Below are 19,705 nucleotides of genomic sequence, written 5' to 3' on the forward strand. Positions count from 1 at the left end.
TTGCTTTGTTACACTCCACTTCGGGCACGTTGCCAAGCACAAAGCGCCCTCACCCATTAAGCGGCGCGAGTCAGCACTAGAGCCACCGCGCATTTTACGAGCTTAGTTCAGCGCATCACGCGCCGCGTGATCTGCTCGGTTTGCACAGCGCATTGGCAGCACAGCCGCGCGTACTTGCGCTCAAGCTCGTGCAGCTGCTCATGCAACTGCGCGTTGTCCTGCTCAAGCTTGTGCAGCGTCACCAGCGGATCGTGCGTGGGCCAGCGCGCTGACGTGCACCCGTCCAACCATGCCATTAGCTTGTTCAACGTTTTCATCGGGGGCTTGCTCCGCTTAGGCTCGCTCAATCGTTCCCTCATGCACGCCCCGTCACCGGCGACCGGCCCGCGGCACCGTTTATCCGCTAATCGCCTACGGCCCAAAAGCGTGCATCGCCGTTGGATCAAGCTTAGACGATGCGCCGCTGTTCGTTTAATACAACCTATTTTGAGAAAATCCGCCGCACCCGTGACGGGTGCACGCGGCGCAGGCGCGCTTAACCGGAGCGACGAAAAGGGCTTGCTTGATAGTGGTACAGCGCACGCGACAGCCCCACCAGCCGGCACACTCGCGCCAAGCTCACGTTAAAACGCCGTCTTAGATAAACCACCAGCTCACGCCTCTTATGAGTGGACAATCCCTGTGCGCCCAGTGCTGCCTGCAGTAACTGGCTGTCTGTTTCCAGGTACCTGACGCGCTTGCGCAGCCGTGCATTCTCGCGCATCAGCATTTCAAGGCGCGCGAGCGTGCCTACATCCAACCCTGCATATGCTTTTTGTATCCGATACAGCGTTGCCGCACTGATGGACCACTGACGACACACCTGAGATAGCGTTTCACCGGCCTGCCGTGCTTGCAACGCAGCAATCATCTCGACTGCACTAAGTTTTCGGCTTCTCATGTCATTACTCCTATTGTTGAAATAAACATGAGAAAGCAAACCACCGCGCTCTTTCAACCATTGCCCTCAATGGTTCTGTTTTTGTCGAAAAGCTTAAGCACGGCACGATCAAATTAATCTGTACTAGATTAAATGACAGCGTTGAATTATGAGCGATGGAGTATCCGATCCTCGCTAGTGAATTGGAACGGGTGGAAATGAGCCTTCGGCCCTGCCATTTAACTGACCTGGTGATGAAATAGTGGGATGATGCGCGATGACACCGTGCAGTGCGTTTAACGCCACGTGAGCAACGGTGTGCGTGTGGTGAATAATGGTTTAGTTAGTTAGGTTACTGACGTTTTATATTAATGTTATTCGGTCAATATCACAGCAATTTAAACGATCAAACTGCAATACAGTCACATTTAAAAATTTATAAAAAAATAAGCCGTGCGTCAGGTATCGCGGTGACCGCGTTTGCCTTCTTCACCATCATGGCCGATCAACAGCGGGCATTGCACCCGCCAACGCATCATACCGCACGAAGCAAGCAGGCAAGCGTGTCAACGCGTCGATTGAGGATCCGACACACCGGCCGCGCCCACGCTACCCATCGAGCCTGCACCGGCATCAACCTGCTGTGCCAACGCGACGTACTCAAGCACCGGCACATCCTCGGCACGACGCGCGAGATCAAAGCCGAGCGCGTCGAAATCGACTCGGCCCCGATAGGCCGCCAGCGTGTTACGCAACATCTTGCGACGCTGCGAAAACGCGGCCGTTACGACTTCGCCAAGACGGACGATATCGACCGGCGGCACGTCGCCGGCGGCGCGTGGAATCATCCGCACCACCGCCGAAGTCACCTTCGGCGCCGGCTCGAACGACTCAGGCGGCACCTCGATCAGTTTGTCGATTGCATACCGATACTGCAGCATCACAGTCAGACGGCTGTAGTCCTTGCTACCCGGCTCGGCAACCATCCGCTCGACCACCTCGTCCTGCAGCATGAAATGCTGGTCAATCACCTCATCGGCAAACGACGCGAGGTGGAACAACAGCGGACTCGAAATGTTATACGGCAGGTTCCCGACCACACGGAGCGATGCGCCAATATGCGCCGGATCAGCCAGCGACGCGAAGTCGAACGCCAGCGCGTCGCCTGCATGCAGCACGAGCCGGCTGCCAAAACGCTGCTGCAGCCGCGCGATCAGGTCGCGATCGAGTTCAACCGCGTGCAATGTTTGCACGCGCTCGAGCAGCGGCGCGGTCAATGCGCCCAGACCCGGGCCGATCTCCACGAGTCGGTCTGCGGGTTGCGGGCGGATCGCCTCCACGATTGCGTCGATCACACCCGTGTCGACAAGGAAATTTTGGCCAAAGCGCTTGCGCGCGAAGTGGCCTTGATGCTGACGGTGACTCATGAAGCAACTCGTTTCGAATCAGATGCAGGGCGACGGCCAGCACGTGTGCCCGGCGCGCCGCCGCGTTCAGCAGGCTTGAGCAGACAATGCGCAGCGCTAGCTGCCTGCCGCCGCGTGACGCCGATGGCGGGCCATCGACACAGCGGCATCGATCGCCGCGATCAAACTGCCGCAATCCGCGCGGCCGGTGCCTGCCAGGTCAAGCGCCGTGCCATGATCGACCGAGGTGCGCACGATCGGCAGTCCCAGCGTGACATTAATGCCCTCACCGAACGTGGCGAATTTGAGCACCGGCAAGCCCTGGTCATGGTACATCGCCAACACGCAATCGGCATCGCGCAGATAGCGCGGCTGGAACAGCGTATCGGCCGGATACGGCCCGCGTGCATCGATGCCGGATGCACGCGCGCGCTGCAATGCCGGTGCGATCACGTCAATTTCCTCGCGGCCCAGGTAACCGTTCTCGCCCGCATGCGGATTGAGACCCGTGACGAGGATACGCGGCGACGCGATGCCAAAACACGCGCGTAAGTCGCGATCGACGATTGCCAGCGTGTCAACCAGCCCGTCGATGCTCAACGCGTCGGGCACGGCGCGAAGCGCCAGATGCGTGGTGGCAAGGGCCACACGCAGCGGCCGCTCGCCGGTGCCGGACAGCATCATCACGACACGCGGCGCACCGGTGCGCTCAGCCAGATATTCGGTATGGCCGGTGAACGGCACGCCGGCGTCGTTGATCGTGCTTTTTTGCAGCGGCGCGGTGACGATGGCATCGAACGTGCCGTTCAGTGCGCCGTCAATCGCCGCATCCAACAACGCGAGCACATAGCGGCCGTTTGCCGCGTCCAGCACGCCGGCCACGCTCGGCACGCCAAGCGGCACATCGCGCAGCACAACAGCGGCACCCGCCGCGCTCGACCACACGGCAAGATCCACGCCCGCCTGCTTGGCGCGCTCGACCAGCAGCCGGCGATCGCCGAGCACCGTGAAGTGCACGTCCCCGCGCCAGCGCCCGGCCTCGCGCGCCAGCGCCTGCGCGGTCAACTCCGGACCGACGCCGGCCGGCTCGCCGGTGGTGATCGCAATGCGAACGGGTGTCGTCACGTTCCGCTCCGCGGGGCTCAGGCCGGTCCGTCCAACTTATACTGCACATACGCACTGTCACGCAGCTGCCGCAGCCAGTCTGCATAGGCCTGCTCGGCTTTGCGCTGGCCAATCGCCTGCCGCGCGATCTCCTGTTGCTGCGCAACGGACCCTTGTGCTTCACGGCGGCCCATCACCTGGATCAGGTGATAACCGTACTCGGTCCGGATCGGCTGACTGATTTCGCCATCTTTCAGGTTGTTCATCGCACGCTCGAATTCCGGCACGGTCTCACCCGGGCTGATCCATCCCAGGTCGCCTCCCTGCGATGCGGAACCGTCTTGCGAGTAGGTGTGCGCGAAATTCGCGAAGTCGCCACCCGCCTCGATTTGCTCGCGCAACTCGACCAGTTTCTGCCGTGCTGCCGGCTCCGGCTGCCCTTCGCCGATCCGGATCAGGATGTGTCGCGCATGCGTCTGCACGAGTCTCGGCGCTTCGCTGCCCATGCCGCTGGACACCCGACGATCGACAAGTCGCACGATCTCAAAGCCTTCCGGCGTGCGCAGCACCTCTGGATTGACCTGCCCCGGACGCAACTGCGAGGCCGCCTGCGTCATCGCTTCGGGCAGCGCCGACGTCGAACGGAATCCGAGGTCGCCACCCTTGGACGCATCAGGCGCCTGCGAGTTGTCTTTTGCGAGCCGCGCGAAGTTCTCGCTCGCCAGTGCGCGCTTGAGCAGTTCCGATGCCTTTTGCCGCGCGGCCTCAATCTCGGTCTGTGGCGCGTTCAGCGCGGCCTTGATCAGGATATGCTCAAAGCGCAGGTCCTGCTGCACACGCTGCATCGGCCCGCGCTGGCTGGCGATATAGTTGGCCACTTCCGCATCCGACACGGTGATCCGGCTATCCACTTCCTTCTCGCGCAGCTTCGAGAGCAGCAGCTCATTGCGCGCATCGGCGCTGAACACCGACCAGGGCACGCCCTCGGCCTCTAGCCGTGCGCGGTACATGTCGAGCGACATGTTGTTCGCCTGCGCGAGCCGAGCCAGCGTGTGTTGCAGCGTCGCGTCGTCGACCACGATGCCGTCTTCCTTGGCCCGCTGCAGCTGGATGCGCTCGAGGACCATCTGATTGAGCACCTGCAATTGCAGCTGGTCCGGCGACGGCAACGGCGCGCCCTGCTGCTGCAGGCGGCGCGTAATCAGCCCCATGCGCAAGTCAAGTTCGCGGCGCGTAATCACGTCGTTGTTCACGACCGCGACGATGCGGTCCACCTCCTGTCCGGCCTGATGCGACAGCAACGCTTGCGCGTGCGCACCGTTGAGCGGCGCCAGCGCGCCGAGCGCGGATAGCGCAAGCACGCACTGCAACAGTGCCGAGCGTATCGTCTTCATCATTCCCACAATTACTCCGTTCAAGTAAAAACCGGCGCGGGCCGGACACCGTCCGCCACCGACCGACATTGTCTCATTGATAGTGGGTGAACCGGGCCTGCGGTGCAGGCAGTGGCGGCACCGGCTGGTAACCCGGCACGCTCGTGCGGAATTGCGGCCCCAACCCATTGTCGATCGTCGCAAAGCCCTTGAGTTGCAGTTGCGCGAGCACCCGTGTCCCGGTGGACGGCTGGTTCGAACTGTTGACGCCGTTTGCGTATTTCTGAAACCCGATGCCGAACGACCAGCAGCGCGCATCGTACTCGAAGCCCGCCAACGCGTCGACCAGGCGATGCCGGACAAGGTCGTAATTCACCCGGCCCACGCCGTACAGGCGCCGCGCAAGTGGCCACTGTGCGGAGATCACCCACTGGTTAATCGGCTCGTAGGATAGCGTCGTGTTCGAGCGCGTATACCGGTACGCCGCGTTCAGCACGCGACGCTCGGCCGGGCTCCACGAAAATCCGAGGTTGGTGCGCACCAGCTGATTGTTGTTCTGGTTGTATTGGAACGCCTGCTCGGTTGCAAAACTGTCGCCGAGCTTGAACGATGAACCGATGATCACGTCCGAGTGCGCGGCCTGCGACACCGGTTGCGATGGCGTGAACGTCACGCGCTGGTTGCGGAAATAATACTGCTGTGCGATCACGAAGCGCGCCCGCTCGTCGCCGGACGCCGCGTCGATGAAGCGTGACGTGAGCGCCGCGGTCAGCCGGTTTGCATCGGCAACGCGGTCATTGCCGACGAAACTGCTCGCCGTGAAGATCTCGGCCAGGCCGAAGTCCGCCTCGGCAGTATCAAACAATGGCGCGAACTGCTGGTTCCGGTACGGCGTATACACATAGTACAGGCGTGGTTCCAGCGTCTGGATGTAGTCCTGGCCGAACAGGCGGATGCTGCGGTCAAACACCAGGCCGGAGTCCAGGCTCAGCGTCGGCACGCTGACGTTGAAACGCTTGGGCTGGCCGGCGGGTGCGTCCGCACCGATCGTAGACAGGTCGTACGACGCGACATGCCACTGCACCTTCGGCGTAAAGAAGTAGCCGGGGCGCAGGATCGGATAGGCGACGTACGGGTTGAACACGAAGCGCGCGCCCTCGGTCGCATCGGCCGTGGTAATCGAAAAGCGGGTCGTGTCCACCTCGGCGCCAAAGTCCAGGCCGCCAACGTTATAACGGCTGTATTTCACGTTCAACTGTGGCTCGCGGCCATATGGCGCCGTCGAGGGAGGCAGCGTCTGCCAATGCTGCTCGCGCAGCAGTGCGGCCCACGGGCCACTGTTGTAAGTCAAGCCGACTTCCTGCTGGTACAGCATCTGCGTGCCCAGCAGGAACGCGTTGCCCGACGCAAGATCCTCCGGATAGGTCTTGTCCGAGACTCGGTTGTAGTAGATATACCCGCCGAAGCCGTTGCCCAAGTTCTGGCTGTGGTTGAAGAACACCGCATAGCGCTTGCTGTGTGTGGTGCGGTCATACGGCAGGTACTCGACGGTGAGGCTGCCCGAGTACGTCGGCGACAGGTAGCGAAAACTGGGTGCAATCAGCACGCCGCGCCGCGACATGATCCGAGGCGTGAGCGTCAGATCGTAGTTCGGCGCGAGATTGAAATAATACGGCAGCGACATCTCGAAGCCGGTGGTCGAGCTCATCGTAACGGTCGGCGGCAGCAAGCCGCTCTGACGCCCGCCGGAGAGTGGAAACGACAGCCACGGGCTAGCGAAGATCGGCACACCTTGGAAGAACACCACGCCATTGCGCGCCACACCCAGGTTCGCGTCGGTATCCATATCGAGCCGCGTGGCCCGCACATACCACGCCGGATCGCTGTCGCACGGGCATCCGGTGTAGGTGCCGCGGTGCACGACCGAGCGCGCATCGTCGATCATGTCGATCCGCTCGGCGGCACCGGAGCCGCCGGTTAGGTTGAAGTGGTACTTTGGCCGCGTGATGTAGCCCTCGGACGCGCCGACCTTCAAGTGCGCGTCCGGCCCCGCAAACGCATTGCCGTTGTGGACGATATGCACATTGCCGAATGCATCGGCCAGGTCGGTGTCCACGTCGTAGTGGATCGAATCGGCCTTGATTACGGACGTGTAGCGGCGCAACTCGGCACTGCCCTCGAGCGACGCGTCACGATCCGCCGTGCCACTGGCCACCTCGCTCAGCCCGAACACCGCCGGCGGCGCGCCCGATGGCAGCGCATGCTCCTCGAGCTGCGGCGCGACGCGCAGTCCCCACGGCGCATCCAGCCGGGTCGGCTGCGCGGCCGCACCGGTCAGTTGCGCGTGCGAAAGCGCCGGCAGGAATCCCGGTACCGCAAGCAAGGCGGCGACGACGTGCGTCAGGCAAGGCACGCGTCGCGAATTGGGCGCGGGTGACAAATTCGTTCGATCGAGCTGTGTTGGCGGCATGAATGCAGTGGACGAAGCGACGCCGCCCGGCATGAGCGGCCGCCCGGGCAACATCGCGGCGGAGCTGCCCGCCCCGGCCTCGGGGCCCGCGCCGCGCGCCAGTGCCGGTCGCATCAAAAAAGTCGTGGGGTATTATATGGCAAGACGTTTTCGTATCCCCGCAACTTTCATGACGCAGACCTGCGCAAGCCCCTCGTTCGCCGTTGCCGATCCCCGGCTGGACTTGCTGCGCAACTGGCTCGGCTCGCTGACCGCGGCACTGGGGCTCGCGCCCGCCACGCTAACGCCTGCCTCCTCGGACGCGGGCTTTCGCCGCTATTTCCGGGTGGCTGCTAGCCCGGCCGGCGAACGCGGCACGTTGATCGCGATGGACGCGCCACCGCTACAAGAATGGATGGGTTTGCAACGGCACATCAAGATCATTGGGCTGTTCGCCCGTCTCCACTATCGGGACGGCAAGCCGCGCTACCTAACTGACGTGCCGCGCTTTATCGGCTATGCGCGCAAGGTGGCCCGGCGCTACCGGGAATTGACGCCGTTCGCCGTACTGCTGGACGAGATCGAAGGGCGCGCGGTGCAAGTCGGTTACACGTTCTGAGCGAAACACTGGACGCGCTGGACCGTGCGCTATGCGCGGCCCGCACGTAGCCGGCGCTACAATCGCGCCATGGATACCCCAGAGACGAGCCCGATCGCGCAGCACGACATGCCGACCCATACGCGCTCCCCTACCCCTGCCGACGGCCCACCTCTTAAGGCGGACGACGCACTGCCCGGGCCGCCCGCCGGCCCGGCGCTGTATCGCGCCCGCCGTGAGCGAGTGATCGGTGCACTGCGCGCCCATGGCGGCGGCGTAGCGATCGTGCGGACCGCACCGATCGCGATCCGCAACCGCGACACCGAGTATCCGTATCGGCATGACAGCGCATTCTTCTACCTGAGCGGGTTCACCGAACCGCACGCCTGGCTGGTCATCCGTGCCGACGCAACGCAGTCGCTCACGACGCTGTTCTGCTTGCCGCGCGATATCGAGCGCGAAACTTGGGACGGGGTGCGGTACGGACCGCAACGCGCGCAGCAGGCATTCGGTGTGGACGCCGCCTACTCGGTCGATGAACTCGACGCCCGAATGCCGGCGCTGCTGGCCAATGCGCACACGCTGCATTACGCACGCGACAATTCGTCGGGGTTGGACGAGGCCGTGCAGCGATGGCTAGAGGCGAGCAAGCGCGGCGGCGACCGCACTTCGCCGGCGCATCAAGTCAATCTGTCGATCCTGCTCGATGAGATGCGTCTGATCAAGGACGCGCACGAGCTGGCCACAATGCGCCGGGCCGCCTCGATCTCGGCGCGCGCGCACCTGCAAGCCATGCGGGCGTGCAAACCGGGCGTGCGCGAATACGAACTTGACGCGCAACTGCTCTACGCTTTCCGCCGCCACGGTGCGCAGGCGCCAGCATACGGCTCGATCGTCGCGGCGGGCGCCAACGCTTGCGTGCTCCACTACCCCGCCGGCAACGCGCTCGTGCGGGACGGCGACCTGGTCCTAATCGACGCGGGCTGTGAGTTGGACGGCTACGCGTCCGATATCACCCGCACCTTTCCAGCCAACGGTCGCTTCACGGCGGCGCAGCGTGATCTGTACGACGTCGTGCTAGCGGCACAACAGGCGGCGATCGACGCGACACGCGCCGGCGTGCCGTTCGACGTGCCGCACGAGGCGGCGGTACGTGTGCTGGCGCAGGGCATGCTCGACTTGAAGCTGCTCGACGCGGCCGTGCATGGCACGCTCGACGATGTGATCGCCAGCCGCGCCTATACGCGCTTCTACATGCACCGCACCGGTCACTGGATCGGCATGGACGTGCACGACTGCGGTGACTATCGCGAGCCGGATCCCGGCCCGGCGCGGGACGCAGCCGAGCGCGACGTGCAACGTCCGTGGCGCCGCTTGCGCGCAAACATGACACTGACCATCGAACCCGGGCTATACGTGCGCGCCGCGCCGGATGTGCCGCGCGCATACTGGAACACCGGAATCCGCATCGAGGATGACGCAATCGTCACAGCCCACGGCTGCGAGCTGATGACCCGCGAGGTGCCGGTACGCGCCGACGATATCGAAGCCTGGATGCGCGATGCGCCGGCGCGCGCGTGACGCGCGGCCGCGCGACAGAATTTCACAGACCTTTGCACTATGACCGAATCGAATCCCGCCAGACCCGCGCACGATGCGGCACCCGATGCGCGCGCCGACGCGGCGCGATACGACTATGACGTAGCCATCGTCGGCGCCGGGCCAGCTGGACTCGCGCTCGCCGGCTGGCTCGCACGCCGCGGCGGCACCCGTGCATTGCGTGTTGCGTTGATCGACGCACGCGAACCAGATGCATCGCTGGACGACCCGCGTGCGCTCGCCTTGTCGCACGGCAGCCGCATGCTGCTCGAGCCGCTTGGCTGGCCGCTCGACGCGACACCGATCGAGCGCATCCATGTGTCGCAGCGCGGTTACCTCGGTCGCGCCGTGATCGAGCGCGACGAGCACGGCGTGCCGGCGCTCGGCTACGTGGTGCGCTATGGCGCGCTGGTGCATGCGCTCGCCACGGCGGTGCGTGACACCGGCTGCGACTGGATCAGCTCGAGCGTGGCTCGCGCGCCGCGGCAGGACGAACACGGCGTCTGGCTGCCGATCGAGCCGGTCGGCGCACCCTCTGTTCCCGACGGCGACGCGAGCGCCGCGGCACCGCAACGCGTCGTGCACGCGCGCCTGGTCGTCAACGCGGAGGGCGGGGTGTACCACGAAGCCGCGTCGCCGCGACTGGCCGCCGGCCAGCACGCCCAGCGCGACTATCGCCAGACGGCGCTGGTGGCCGTGGTCAGCGTGAGTGCGCCACAACCGCGCGTTGCATGGGAGCGCTTCACGCGCGAAGGGCCCCTTGCGCTGCTGCCGCTCGGCGGCCCACGGCAGGCGGACTATGCGCTGGTCTGGTGCTGCGACCCGGCCCAGGCCGCGCGGCGCATGGCGCTGTCCGACGCACAGTGGCTAGCCGAGTTGCAATGGGCGTTCGGCGATAGGATGGGCCGCTTCGAGCAGGTTGGCGCGCGCGCAGCCTTCCCCCTTGGGCTCCATGCGCTGACCGCGTTAACCGATCGCCGCATTGCATCGATCGGCAACGCGGCGCAAACGTTGCATCCGGTCGCCGGACAAGGGCTAAACCTAGGCCTGCGCGACGCGCACGCGCTGCTCGACGCACTCGCGCACCACGGGCCCGAGCCAGCCGCGCTGCGTGCCTTCGCCGCACGCCGGGCGCTGGACCGGCGCGTAACCATCGCCGCGACCGACGTGCTGGCACGCGCCTTCACCATCGACTTCGCGCCGCTAGCGGCGCTGCGCGGCCTGGCACTCGGCGCGCTGGACCTGATACCCCCGGTCAAGACAGCGCTCGCGCGGCAGATGATGTTCGGGCAACGGCGCTAAGCGAGGCCAAGCCGATGACGGCAGTGGCGCTCATTGAACTTTCATGGCGCTCGGGGCTTGCCGCCGGTTAACGCTAAAATACGCCTCTTTCCAACGTCTTTCGGATCGCGCCGCGCCCGGCCGGGTGGCGGCGCGTCGCCCTTTCCGATGCCTGTAATCGGCAAACATGTACTGCGCAACAATCTGTTCGTCGCCCCGATGGCCGGCGTGACGGACCGTCCATTTCGCCAGTTGTGCAAGCGAATGGGGGCCTCTTACGCGGTGTCGGAGATGGTCGCGTCCAACGCGCAGCTGTGGAAAAGCGAAAAGACGATGCGCCGTGCCAATCACGACGGCGAGGTCGAGCCGATCGCCGTGCAGATTGCCGGCGCCGACCCGGCGATGCTAGCGCAGGCCGCGCAATACAACGTCGCGCATGGCGCACAGATCATCGACATCAACATGGGCTGCCCGGCCAAGAAGGTCTGCAACGTCGCGGCAGGCTCCGCGCTACTGCAGAACGAGGCACTGGTGGCACGCATTCTCGAGGCAGTCGTGCGTGCGGTCAGCACCGGGCCGGATGCCGTTCCCGTCACACTGAAGATCCGCACCGGCTGGGATCGTGAACACCGCAATGCGCTAACAATCGCGCGGCTCGCCGAGCAGGCCGGCATCTCGATGCTCACCGTGCACGGGCGCACACGCGCGGACTTGTATCATGGTCAGGCCGAGTACGACACGATCGCCGCGGTCAAGGCATCGGTGCACATTCCGGTAGTCGCCAACGGCGATATCACGACGCCGCACAAGGCGCGAGAAGTGCTGTCGATCACCGGCGCGGACGCGATCATGATCGGCCGCGCGGCGCAAGGCCGGCCCTGGCTGTTTCGCGAAATTGGGCACTTCCTGGCCACTGGTGAGGTACTGCCACCGCCACGGATCGACGAAATCCAACAGTGGATGAACGAGCACCTGCAAGATCATTACGCATTTTATGGCGAATTTACTGGTGTGCGCACCGCACGCAAGCACATCGGCTGGTACACTCGCGGCCTTTCCGGCGCCAACGCATTCCGGCATCGAATGAACACGCTGGATTCCACCCGGGAACAACTGGCGGCGGTCAACGCGTTCTTCGACGCCCAAAAGGCGCGATCGGAGCGCCTCGTCTACGTCGACGATGAATCCGGCAAGCACGACACGCCCCCCGACACCGACCGATTAGCAGCATGAGCAAGCACAACATCGAACAATGCGTCCGCGACAGTCTCGGCATGTATTTCCGCGATCTGGACGGATCCCGCCCACACGACGTCTATGAAATGGTGATGTCCTGCGTCGAGAAACCGATGCTGGAAATCGTCCTTGAGCAGGCGCGGGGCAACCAGTCTCTGGCAGCCGAATATCTCGGCATCAACCGCAACACGCTGCGCAAGAAACTGCAGGAGCATGGCCTACTGTAGCGCAGCGCCCGTGCCTGGCGCACATTTGTCATTCGCGCGCAAGCGCAGCTTCGGGTTCTTTTTTTCATCATGATCAAGCAAGCGCTCATTTCCGTTTCCGACAAGGCAGGCATTGTCGATTTCGCCAAAAGCCTGCATGAACTCGGCGTCACCCTGCTGTCCACGGGCGGCACGGCCAAGCTGCTCGCCGACGCGGGCCTGCCGGTCACCGAGGTGGCCGACTACACCGGCTTTGCGGAAATGCTCGACGGCCGCGTAAAGACGCTGCACCCGAAGGTCCATGGCGGCATTCTCGCGCGGCGCGACGTGCCCGCACACATGGCTGCACTCGAGCAGCATGGGATCCCGACGATCGACATGCTCATCGTCAATCTGTATCCGTTTGCGCAAACCGTCGCGAAGGAGAAATGCCCGCTCGACGAGGCCATTGAGAACATTGACATCGGCGGCCCAACGATGTTGCGCTCGGCGGCGAAGAACCACCGCGACGTGACGGTGGTCGTCGATCCGGCCGACTATGCGGCGGTGCTCGACGAAATGCGCGCGAACGGCAACACGGTCAGTTACGCAACCAACTTCCGGCTCGCGACCAAGGTGTTCGCGCACACCGCGCAATACGACGGCGCGATTACGAACTATCTGACCAGCCTCGGCGAGGACTTGCAGCACGCGACACGCAGCGCGTACCCGGCCACACTGAATCTGGCCTTCACTAAGGTGCAGGACCTGCGCTACGGTGAGAACCCGCACCAGAGCGCAGCGTTCTATCGCGACCTGCAATCTGCCGAAGGCTCGCTGGCCAACTACCGCCAACTGCAGGGCAAGGCGCTGTCGTACAACAATATCGCCGATGCTGACGCGGCATGGGAATGCGTGAAGACATTCGACGCGCCGGCATGCGTGATTATCAAGCATGCGAACCCGTGCGGTGTGGCCGTGGCGGCGACGCCGGCCGACGCGTACGCCAAGGCGTTGCAGACCGATCCGACGTCCGCATTCGGCGGCATCATCGCGTTCAATCGCGAAGTCGACGAAGCGGCTGCGCAAGCGGTCGCCAAGCAGTTCGTCGAAGTGCTACTCGCGCCGTCGTTGACCGACGCGGCGCGACAGGTCTTCGCCGCGAAGCAGAATGTGCGCGTGCTACAGGTGCCGCTGGGCAACGCAGCTAACACGTACGATCTAAAGCGCGTCGGCGGCGGCTTGCTGGTGCAGTCACCGGATACGAAGAACGTGCAGCCGCACGAGTTGCGCGTGGTCACGAAACGGCATCCGACGCCTAAGGAAATGGACGACCTGTTGTTCGCCTGGCGCGTCGCCAAATTCGTCAAGTCCAATGCGATCGTGTTTTGCGCGAACGGCATGACGCTAGGTGTCGGCGCGGGGCAGATGAGCCGTGTCGATTCGGCTCGCATCGCCGGCATCAAGGCGCAAAACGCAAAGCTGTCGTTGACCGGCTCGGCGGTCGCCTCTGACGCATTCTTCCCGTTCCGCGACGGACTCGACGTGGTCGTCGCGGCCGGTGCGACCTGCGTGATCCAACCCGGCGGCTCAATGCGCGACGACGAGGTGATCGCAGCCGCCGACGAGCACAATGTCGCGATGATCGTCACCGGCACGCGGCATTTCCGTCACTGACGCCGTGAGCGCTTCCATTTCGCCGCCGGTGCGGCCGATCGTCTCGACGCGGACGGTGCAGTGCACGGGCGCGTCGGGACAACACCAGTCGGTTATAGTGGCGCGATGAGAATACTTGGCATCGACCCGGGCTTGCGTGTCACCGGCTTTGGCGTCATCGACAAGCACGGACACGCGCTCACCTACGTGGCCAGTGGCGTGATCCGTACCGCGAACGCCGATCTGCCGAGCCGCCTGGGCACGATCTTCGACGGCGTGGCGACGCTGATCCGCGAGCATAGCCCGGATCAGGCCGCGATCGAGAAAGTATTCGTCAACGTCAATCCGCAATCGACGCTGCTGCTGGGGCAAGCGCGCGGCGCGGCGATTTGTGCACTCGTATCGGGCCGCGTATCGGTGGCCGAATACACCGCGTTGCAACTCAAGCAAGCGGTGGTCGGCTACGGGCGCGCGACCAAGGACCAGATGCAGCAGATGGTGGTCCGACTACTGAATTTGAGCGGCTTGCCCGGCACCGACGCCGCCGACGCGCTCGGCATGGCGATCTGCCACGCAAACAGCGGCACGGCGATCAACACGCTCGGCACGCTCGCGCCGGCATTGGCAAAGAAAGGTTATCGCGTGCGACGTGGCCGGCTGATCGGCTGACCCAGCACAGTATCCACGTCGCGATACGCTACACTCGCGCATCCACCCTACATTGATTCGCCATGATCGGTCGCATTGCGGGCACCCTGCTCGAGAAAAACCCGCCACATCTGCTGGTCGACTGCAACGGCGTCGGCTACGAGGTCGACGTGCCGATGAGCACGTTCTACAACCTTCCAGGCACTGGCGACAAAATCACGTTGCTGACTCAGCTGATCGTGCGCGAGGACGCGCACCTGCTGTATGGTTTTCTCACGCAGCAGGAGCGGCAAACGTTTCGCGAACTGCTGAAGATCAGCGGCATCGGCGCGCGTATGGCGCTCGCGGTGCTCTCCGGGATGAGCGTGAGCGATCTTGCGCAGACAGTGACACAGCAGGATGCCGCCCGCCTGACGCGGGTGCCGGGCATCGGCAAGAAAACCGCCGAGCGACTGTTGCTCGAGTTGAAAGGCAAACTGGGCGCCGACATCGGCGCGGCCGCCTCGGCCGCGTCATCGTCCGACCATGCGCCGGACATCCTGCACGCCCTGCTCTCGCTTGGCTATTCCGAGAAGGAAGCGCTTGCCGCGATCAAAAACGTACCGGCCGGCACCGGTGTGTCGGACGGCATCAAGCTCGCTTTAAAGGCATTGTCGAAGGCATAAGCTTCACGCGACGCAGCACGGCGTGGCAACTGGCATGTTGGCGGCATCGCGGTACAATCAGTAAATGATCGAAACGGACAAACTCGGCTCGGAGCGCGTCATTGCAGCGACCCCCGCCTCGCCCAACGAGGAGGTGTTCGAGCGGGCGCTACGCCCGCGGCTGCTGGACGAATATGTCGGGCAGGAAAAGGTTCGCGGGCAGCTCGAAATCTTTATTGAAGCGGCAAAGCGCCGCTCGGAAGCGCTCGACCACGTGCTACTGTTTGGCCCCCCGGGGCTGGGCAAGACCACGCTCGCGCACATCGTCGCGCGGGAAATGGGCGTCAACCTGCGCCAGACGTCCGGACCGGTGCTCGAACGGGCCGGCGACCTGGCTGCACTGCTGACCAATCTCGAAGCGAACGACGTGCTGTTCATCGACGAGATCCACCGGTTGTCGCCAGTCGTCGAGGAAATCCTGTATCCGGCGCTCGAAGACTACCAGATCGACATCATGATCGGCGAGGGACCGGCCGCGCGCAGCGTCAAGCTGGACCTGCACCCGTTCACGCTGGTGGGGGCCACGACCCGCGCCGGCATGCTGACCAACCCGTTACGGGACCGCTTTGGCATCGTCGCCCGGCTCGAATTCTATACCGCGGGCGAATTGGCGCGGATCGTCGAGCGTTCGGCCCACCTGCTCGGCGCGCAGATCGAATCCGAAGGCGCGCTGGAGATCGCACGGCGTTCGCGCGGCACGCCACGGATCGCGAACCGGCTGCTGCGTCGCGTGCGAGACTATGCCGAGGTCAAGTCCGACGGCCGCATCACGGCGACGACGGCCGATGCGGCGCTGGCGATGCTTGATGTTGACCCAGTCGGCTTCGATTTAATGGATCGCAAGCTGCTAGAAGCGATCCTGCACAAGTTCGATGGTGGCCCGGTGGGCCTGGATAACCTGGCCGCCGCGATCGGCGAGGAGCGCGACACAATCGAGGACGTCATCGAGCCTTATCTGATCCAGCAGGGCTATCTACAACGCACGCCGCGCGGACGCGTCGCGACGCTGCTCGCCTATCGCCACTTCGGCCTTGCGGCGCCGGATGCGGGACCGATTCGCGACCTGTGGAACACCAGCGGCGAATAGCCGATCTGCCGGTGCGCCTCTGCGGGCTGGCCGACGACGTACTGAACCGACTGCGCCGGCGCGTGGCGGCCGGCGTCACTTAGCTCACGAGCGGCAAAGGCCCCGCGTTCGACTATCCGTGGCCGCCGGGCGATCCGGGGCTGTTCGGCATTCGGGACTGTCCGACCCACACACAGTGTGCTGAACAGTCAATGCATGCCGACACTTCGCGGCGCTGATGATCGGCAGCATTAGCGCATTGTTGCTACAGCCATGGCATCCGCTAGCGCTCGCCGGCGTGTTCAATTACTTTAGTCATACGGCCGGCACACGCAGCCAGAAAGTCACCGGACCATCGTTGATCAGCGATACCTGCATCGCGGCGCCGAATTCACCGGTCTGGACGATGGGATGCTGCTGCCGCGCACGGGCGACGAAATAGTCGTACAACCGCCTGCCTTCGTCCGGTGGTGCAGCGGGGGTGAAGCTGGGGCGCAAACCGCTATGCGTATCAGCTGCCAGCGTAAACTGCGACACGATCAACAGACCGCCCGCGCCGCCGGCCCCGTCGATGTTGCGCACGGACAGGTTCATCCGGCCCTGTGTATCGCTGAATACGCGATAACCAAGCAGCTTGTTGAGCAGTTTGTCCGCCGTGGCCTCGCAGTCGCCGCGTTCCGCGCAGACCAGCGCGAGCAGCCCGGGGCCGATCGCGCCAATCACCTGCGCATCGACTTGCACGCTGGCGCGCGCGACTCGCTGGATCAATGCGATCAATGCAAGTCCTCGCTATGGTTCGGCTGTCGTCGGGTGGCCCGCTGCACTAAGCGCGCAGTGTCACGCGCGCAAAGCGCCGCTTGCCGACCTGCACGACATACACGCCTGCGTCGAGCTTCAACCCCTTGTCGGTGATCGTCGTGCCGTCGATCTTCACGCCGGACTGTTCGATGTTGCGCCATGCCTCGCTGGTGGACGGCACCAGGCCAGCTTGCTTGAGCAATTGCCCGATCGGCAGCGGCGCGCCACTCAACGCAATCTCCGGAATATCGTCAGGCACCCCACCCCTCGCACGATGATTGAAATCCTCCAGCGCGCGCTGTGCATCGGCCTGCGAATGAAAACGAGCAACGATTTCCTGCGCGAGCAGCACCTTCAACTCGCGCGGGTTGCGGCCAGCCTGCACCTGCCGCTTGAAGTCTGCAATCTCCTCGAGGCTGCGAAACGAGAGCAACTCAAAGTAACGCCACATCAGCGTGTCCGAGATGCTCATCAGCTTGCCGAACATGTCGGACGGCTTCTCGCTGATGCCGACATAGTTGTTCTTGGACTTGGACATCTTATCGACGCCATCCAGCCCTTCGAGCAGCGGCATTGTCAGAATGCACTGCGGCTCCTGGCCATACTGCTTCTGCAACTCACGGCCCACCAACAGATTGAACTTCTGATCGGTGCCACCCAACTCGAGATCCGATTGCAGCGCCACCGAGTCATACCCCTGCATCAGAGGATACAGGAACTCATGGATCGATATTGGCACGCCGCCCTGGAACCGTTTGGTGAAGTCGTCGCGCTCGAGCATCCGCGCCACGGTGTAGCGCGACGCAAGCTTGATCATGCCGTCAGCGCCCAGCGGCATTGACCATTCGCTGTTGTAGCGGATCTCGGTCTTTTCACGATCGAGCACCAGTGCGGCCTGCTCGAAATAAGTCTTTGCATTGGCCTCGATTTGCTCGCGGGTGAGTGGCGGGCGTGTCTGGTTGCGTCCGGACGGATCGCCGATCAACGACGTAAAGTCGCCGATCAGGAAAATAACGGTATGGCCCAGGTCCTGCAACTGGCGCATCTTGTTGAGCACCACGGTGTGTCCAATGTGGATGTCCGGCGCGGTCGGGTCGAGCCCGAGCTTGATGCGCAATGGCTTGCCGGTTTGCGCGCTCCTTGCCAATTTCTGCGCAAACTCGTCCTCGATCAGCAACTCGTCGCAGCCACGACGTGCTATCGCCAGTGCGGCACGGACTTCATCGGTAATGGGCAGGGACGGCACGGCAACACTGGACTCGGTACTCATCAGGCGGGAACTTTTCACGAAACTGTCATCGAATCACGAGCGGCCCGGCAGTGCTCGTCACGCGCCGCACCTCGCAACCCTACCTCGAATAACCCTCAAGGCCGTCGCTTTTCTCGTGCAAGAACTGGATTTTACGTGATGTGGTACTGCTTCCGGCAGGTTTTTGCACTCGCGCGCAGCAGCACCGTATCGCTGCGTCACTTTATCGTGCGGCGCCATCAAGCGATCATTCACCCGATCGCCGCCGCGTCCGTGAACCTGAGCGTGATGATCGCACGCACGATCCCGTACGCTCCCGCCGTGGTATCCGCGCTCGCGATACCGGCACATTCGGCATACACGTCGGCGCGCTCAGCGGCCACGCAAGCCCAGGTCAACAGCAGCATGCTGCGCGCCATCAGTTGGCGCAGCACGGCGCTGGGCCCGTATGGCGATTACGTGGCCGCCGCGCTGACCGCTTCTGCGCCCTCAGCCAGCACCGGTACCGAAACATCCGCCGCGGGACATCCGTTCCAAGCGGCCGGCGCGCTATCAGGTGCCAGCCCACTCCGGCTGGATGAGCCAAACCGTGCTGCCGCCCCATCCGAGCGCGTGTTCTCGGGCGCGCTCGACAGCCGGTTCGCCAGCGCAATGCGGCAGGCAGGCGTATTGGGCAGTTCGATCGACGCAGCGCTCGATGCGCTGCCGGCCATGCGCGCGTTGGTCAGCCCGTTGCGCGGACAGCGCTACCGCGTGCTGCTAGGCGCAGCGCAGGGCGAGTCATCCCGCACTCGACGCATCCTCGTCCTCGAGGTCCATGCCGTCGGCACCGCGCCCGTTCGCGCCATCTGGTACCGTGCGCCGGGCAAGCACGGCGGTGGCTTCTATGCCACCAACGGGCACTCGCTGCAGCGCGGGCTCGATCCGCGTCCCGTTGCCAGCGCCCGACTGTCGTCGCGCTTCGGCGAGCGCGTGCATCCGATTTCCGGACGCCGTGCGTTTCACAACGGTGTAGATTGGGCCGCGCCACGCGGCACGCCGGTGCGGGCAAGCGGGGCTGGAACTGTCACATTCTCGGGGTGGCGGCACGGGTATGGCAAGACGATCGTGGTACGCCATGCTCGGCACTATGAGACCGTGTATGCCCACCTGTCGCGAACCGCGCCGAAACTAAGAACCGGTGCGAAAATCGCGCGCGGCGACGTGATCGGTTACGTCGGCAGCACCGGCTGGGCGACCGGCCCGCACCTGCACTACGAGGTGCGGCACCAGGGCCGCCATGTGAATCCGCTTGCGGCATCGGTCAGTCAGCCCGCGCCATTGCGTGGCGCCACGCTACACGCGTTTGAGCAATACGCGGCGAATCTATCGATCGACGGCGACGTCCTGCCGCCGCGCGTCGCATCAAAATAACGGCAATGCGGCCACGGCATG

The 19,705-nt window shown here is 64.0% G+C and carries 17 protein-coding genes and 1 pseudogene; 10 read left to right on the plus strand and 8 right to left on the minus strand.

Translation table 11 applies throughout. From position 1 onward, the window contains the following. Positions 1-107: 107 nt before the first annotated feature. The 6 genes from KPG66_RS10985 to KPG66_RS11010 form a co-directional block, all read right to left on the minus strand. Positions 108-317, minus strand: a complete 210-nt coding sequence (locus tag KPG66_RS10985) for a hypothetical protein (RefSeq protein WP_041753840.1) — start codon at positions 315-317, stop codon at positions 108-110. A 218-nt stretch (positions 318-535) separates the two neighbouring features. Continuing rightward, a complete protein-coding gene (locus tag KPG66_RS10990; protein WP_157864436.1) occupies positions 536-940 on the minus strand; it encodes a transposase in 405 nt (134 codons plus the stop codon). Between the two features lie 545 nt (positions 941-1,485). Beyond that, positions 1,486-2,346, minus strand: coding sequence for a 16S rRNA (adenine(1518)-N(6)/adenine(1519)-N(6))-dimethyltransferase RsmA (gene rsmA, locus KPG66_RS10995; protein WP_013436261.1), 861 nt, complete (start codon positions 2,344-2,346; stop codon positions 1,486-1,488). 96 nt (positions 2,347-2,442) lie between these two features. Continuing rightward, positions 2,443-3,450 carry a 4-hydroxythreonine-4-phosphate dehydrogenase PdxA gene (pdxA, locus tag KPG66_RS11000; RefSeq protein WP_370645089.1) on the minus strand — a complete coding sequence of 336 codons (1,008 nt, stop codon included), beginning with the start codon at positions 3,448-3,450 and terminating at the stop codon, positions 2,443-2,445. A gap of 17 nt (positions 3,451-3,467) precedes the next feature. Further along, positions 3,468-4,826, minus strand: coding sequence for a peptidylprolyl isomerase (locus KPG66_RS11005; protein ID WP_041753842.1), 1,359 nt, complete (start codon positions 4,824-4,826; stop codon positions 3,468-3,470). Between the two features lie 70 nt (positions 4,827-4,896). Continuing rightward, on the minus strand, positions 4,897-7,272 hold the full coding sequence (locus KPG66_RS11010; protein ID WP_237071018.1) for an LPS-assembly protein LptD: 2,376 nt from the start codon (positions 7,270-7,272) through the stop codon (positions 4,897-4,899). Between the two features lie 388 nt (positions 7,273-7,660). Here KPG66_RS11010 and KPG66_RS11015 point away from each other — a divergent pair. From KPG66_RS11015 to ruvB, 9 genes and pseudogenes are all read left to right on the plus strand, one after another. Further along, positions 7,661-7,870: pseudogene (locus KPG66_RS11015) on the plus strand (aminoglycoside phosphotransferase); the annotation flags it as partial. 69 nt (positions 7,871-7,939) lie between these two features. After that, positions 7,940-9,430 (plus strand): aminopeptidase P N-terminal domain-containing protein, encoded by a 1,491-nt coding sequence (locus KPG66_RS11020; RefSeq protein ID WP_232509294.1) that lies wholly within the window; start codon positions 7,940-7,942, stop codon positions 9,428-9,430. Between the two features lie 39 nt (positions 9,431-9,469). After that, entirely contained in the window at positions 9,470-10,750 is a 1,281-nt protein-coding gene (locus KPG66_RS11025; RefSeq protein WP_237070899.1) for a UbiH/UbiF/VisC/COQ6 family ubiquinone biosynthesis hydroxylase, read from the plus strand. 147 nt (positions 10,751-10,897) lie between these two features. Further along, complete coding sequence (gene dusB, locus KPG66_RS11030) at positions 10,898-11,962, plus strand: tRNA dihydrouridine synthase DusB (RefSeq protein WP_041753844.1); 1,065 nt, start codon at positions 10,898-10,900, stop codon at positions 11,960-11,962. Further along, positions 11,959-12,192, plus strand: a complete 234-nt coding sequence (locus KPG66_RS11035) for a Fis family transcriptional regulator (RefSeq protein WP_013436270.1) — start codon at positions 11,959-11,961, stop codon at positions 12,190-12,192. Before dusB ends, KPG66_RS11035 begins: the two co-directional genes overlap by 4 nt. Positions 12,193-12,261: 69 nt before the next feature. Next, a complete protein-coding gene (gene purH / locus KPG66_RS11040; protein WP_237070900.1) occupies positions 12,262-13,827 on the plus strand; it encodes a bifunctional phosphoribosylaminoimidazolecarboxamide formyltransferase/IMP cyclohydrolase in 1,566 nt (521 codons plus the stop codon). Positions 13,828-13,932: 105 nt separating this feature from the next. Beyond that, complete coding sequence (ruvC, locus tag KPG66_RS11045; RefSeq protein WP_041754489.1) at positions 13,933-14,475, plus strand: crossover junction endodeoxyribonuclease RuvC; 543 nt, start codon at positions 13,933-13,935, stop codon at positions 14,473-14,475. 62 nt (positions 14,476-14,537) lie between these two features. Further along, a complete protein-coding gene (ruvA, locus tag KPG66_RS11050; RefSeq protein ID WP_237070901.1) occupies positions 14,538-15,119 on the plus strand; it encodes a Holliday junction branch migration protein RuvA in 582 nt (193 codons plus the stop codon). A 64-nt stretch (positions 15,120-15,183) separates the two neighbouring features. Further along, positions 15,184-16,245 (plus strand): Holliday junction branch migration DNA helicase RuvB, encoded by a 1,062-nt coding sequence (gene ruvB / locus KPG66_RS11055; RefSeq protein WP_041754490.1) that lies wholly within the window; start codon positions 15,184-15,186, stop codon positions 16,243-16,245. A 294-nt stretch (positions 16,246-16,539) separates the two neighbouring features. Here ruvB and dtd read toward each other — a convergent pair whose 3' ends face one another. Together dtd and tyrS are read right to left on the minus strand one after the other, a co-directional pair. Then, positions 16,540-17,001 (minus strand): D-aminoacyl-tRNA deacylase, encoded by a 462-nt coding sequence (dtd, locus tag KPG66_RS11065; RefSeq protein ID WP_013436276.1) that lies wholly within the window; start codon positions 16,999-17,001, stop codon positions 16,540-16,542. Between the two features lie 46 nt (positions 17,002-17,047). Continuing rightward, positions 17,048-18,292 carry a tyrosine--tRNA ligase gene (gene tyrS, locus KPG66_RS11070; protein WP_041753845.1) on the minus strand — a complete coding sequence of 415 codons (1,245 nt, stop codon included), beginning with the start codon at positions 18,290-18,292 and terminating at the stop codon, positions 17,048-17,050. 138 nt (positions 18,293-18,430) lie between these two features. Between tyrS and KPG66_RS11075 the strand changes: the two genes are divergently transcribed. Beyond that, on the plus strand, positions 18,431-19,684 hold the full coding sequence (locus tag KPG66_RS11075) for a M23 family metallopeptidase (RefSeq protein ID WP_237071019.1): 1,254 nt from the start codon (positions 18,431-18,433) through the stop codon (positions 19,682-19,684). Positions 19,685-19,705 lie beyond the last annotated feature (21 nt).

This window comes from Mycetohabitans sp. B2 (assembly GCF_021733735.1).
In the GTDB taxonomy this organism is placed as follows: Bacteria; Pseudomonadota; Gammaproteobacteria; order Burkholderiales; family Burkholderiaceae; genus Mycetohabitans; species Mycetohabitans rhizoxinica.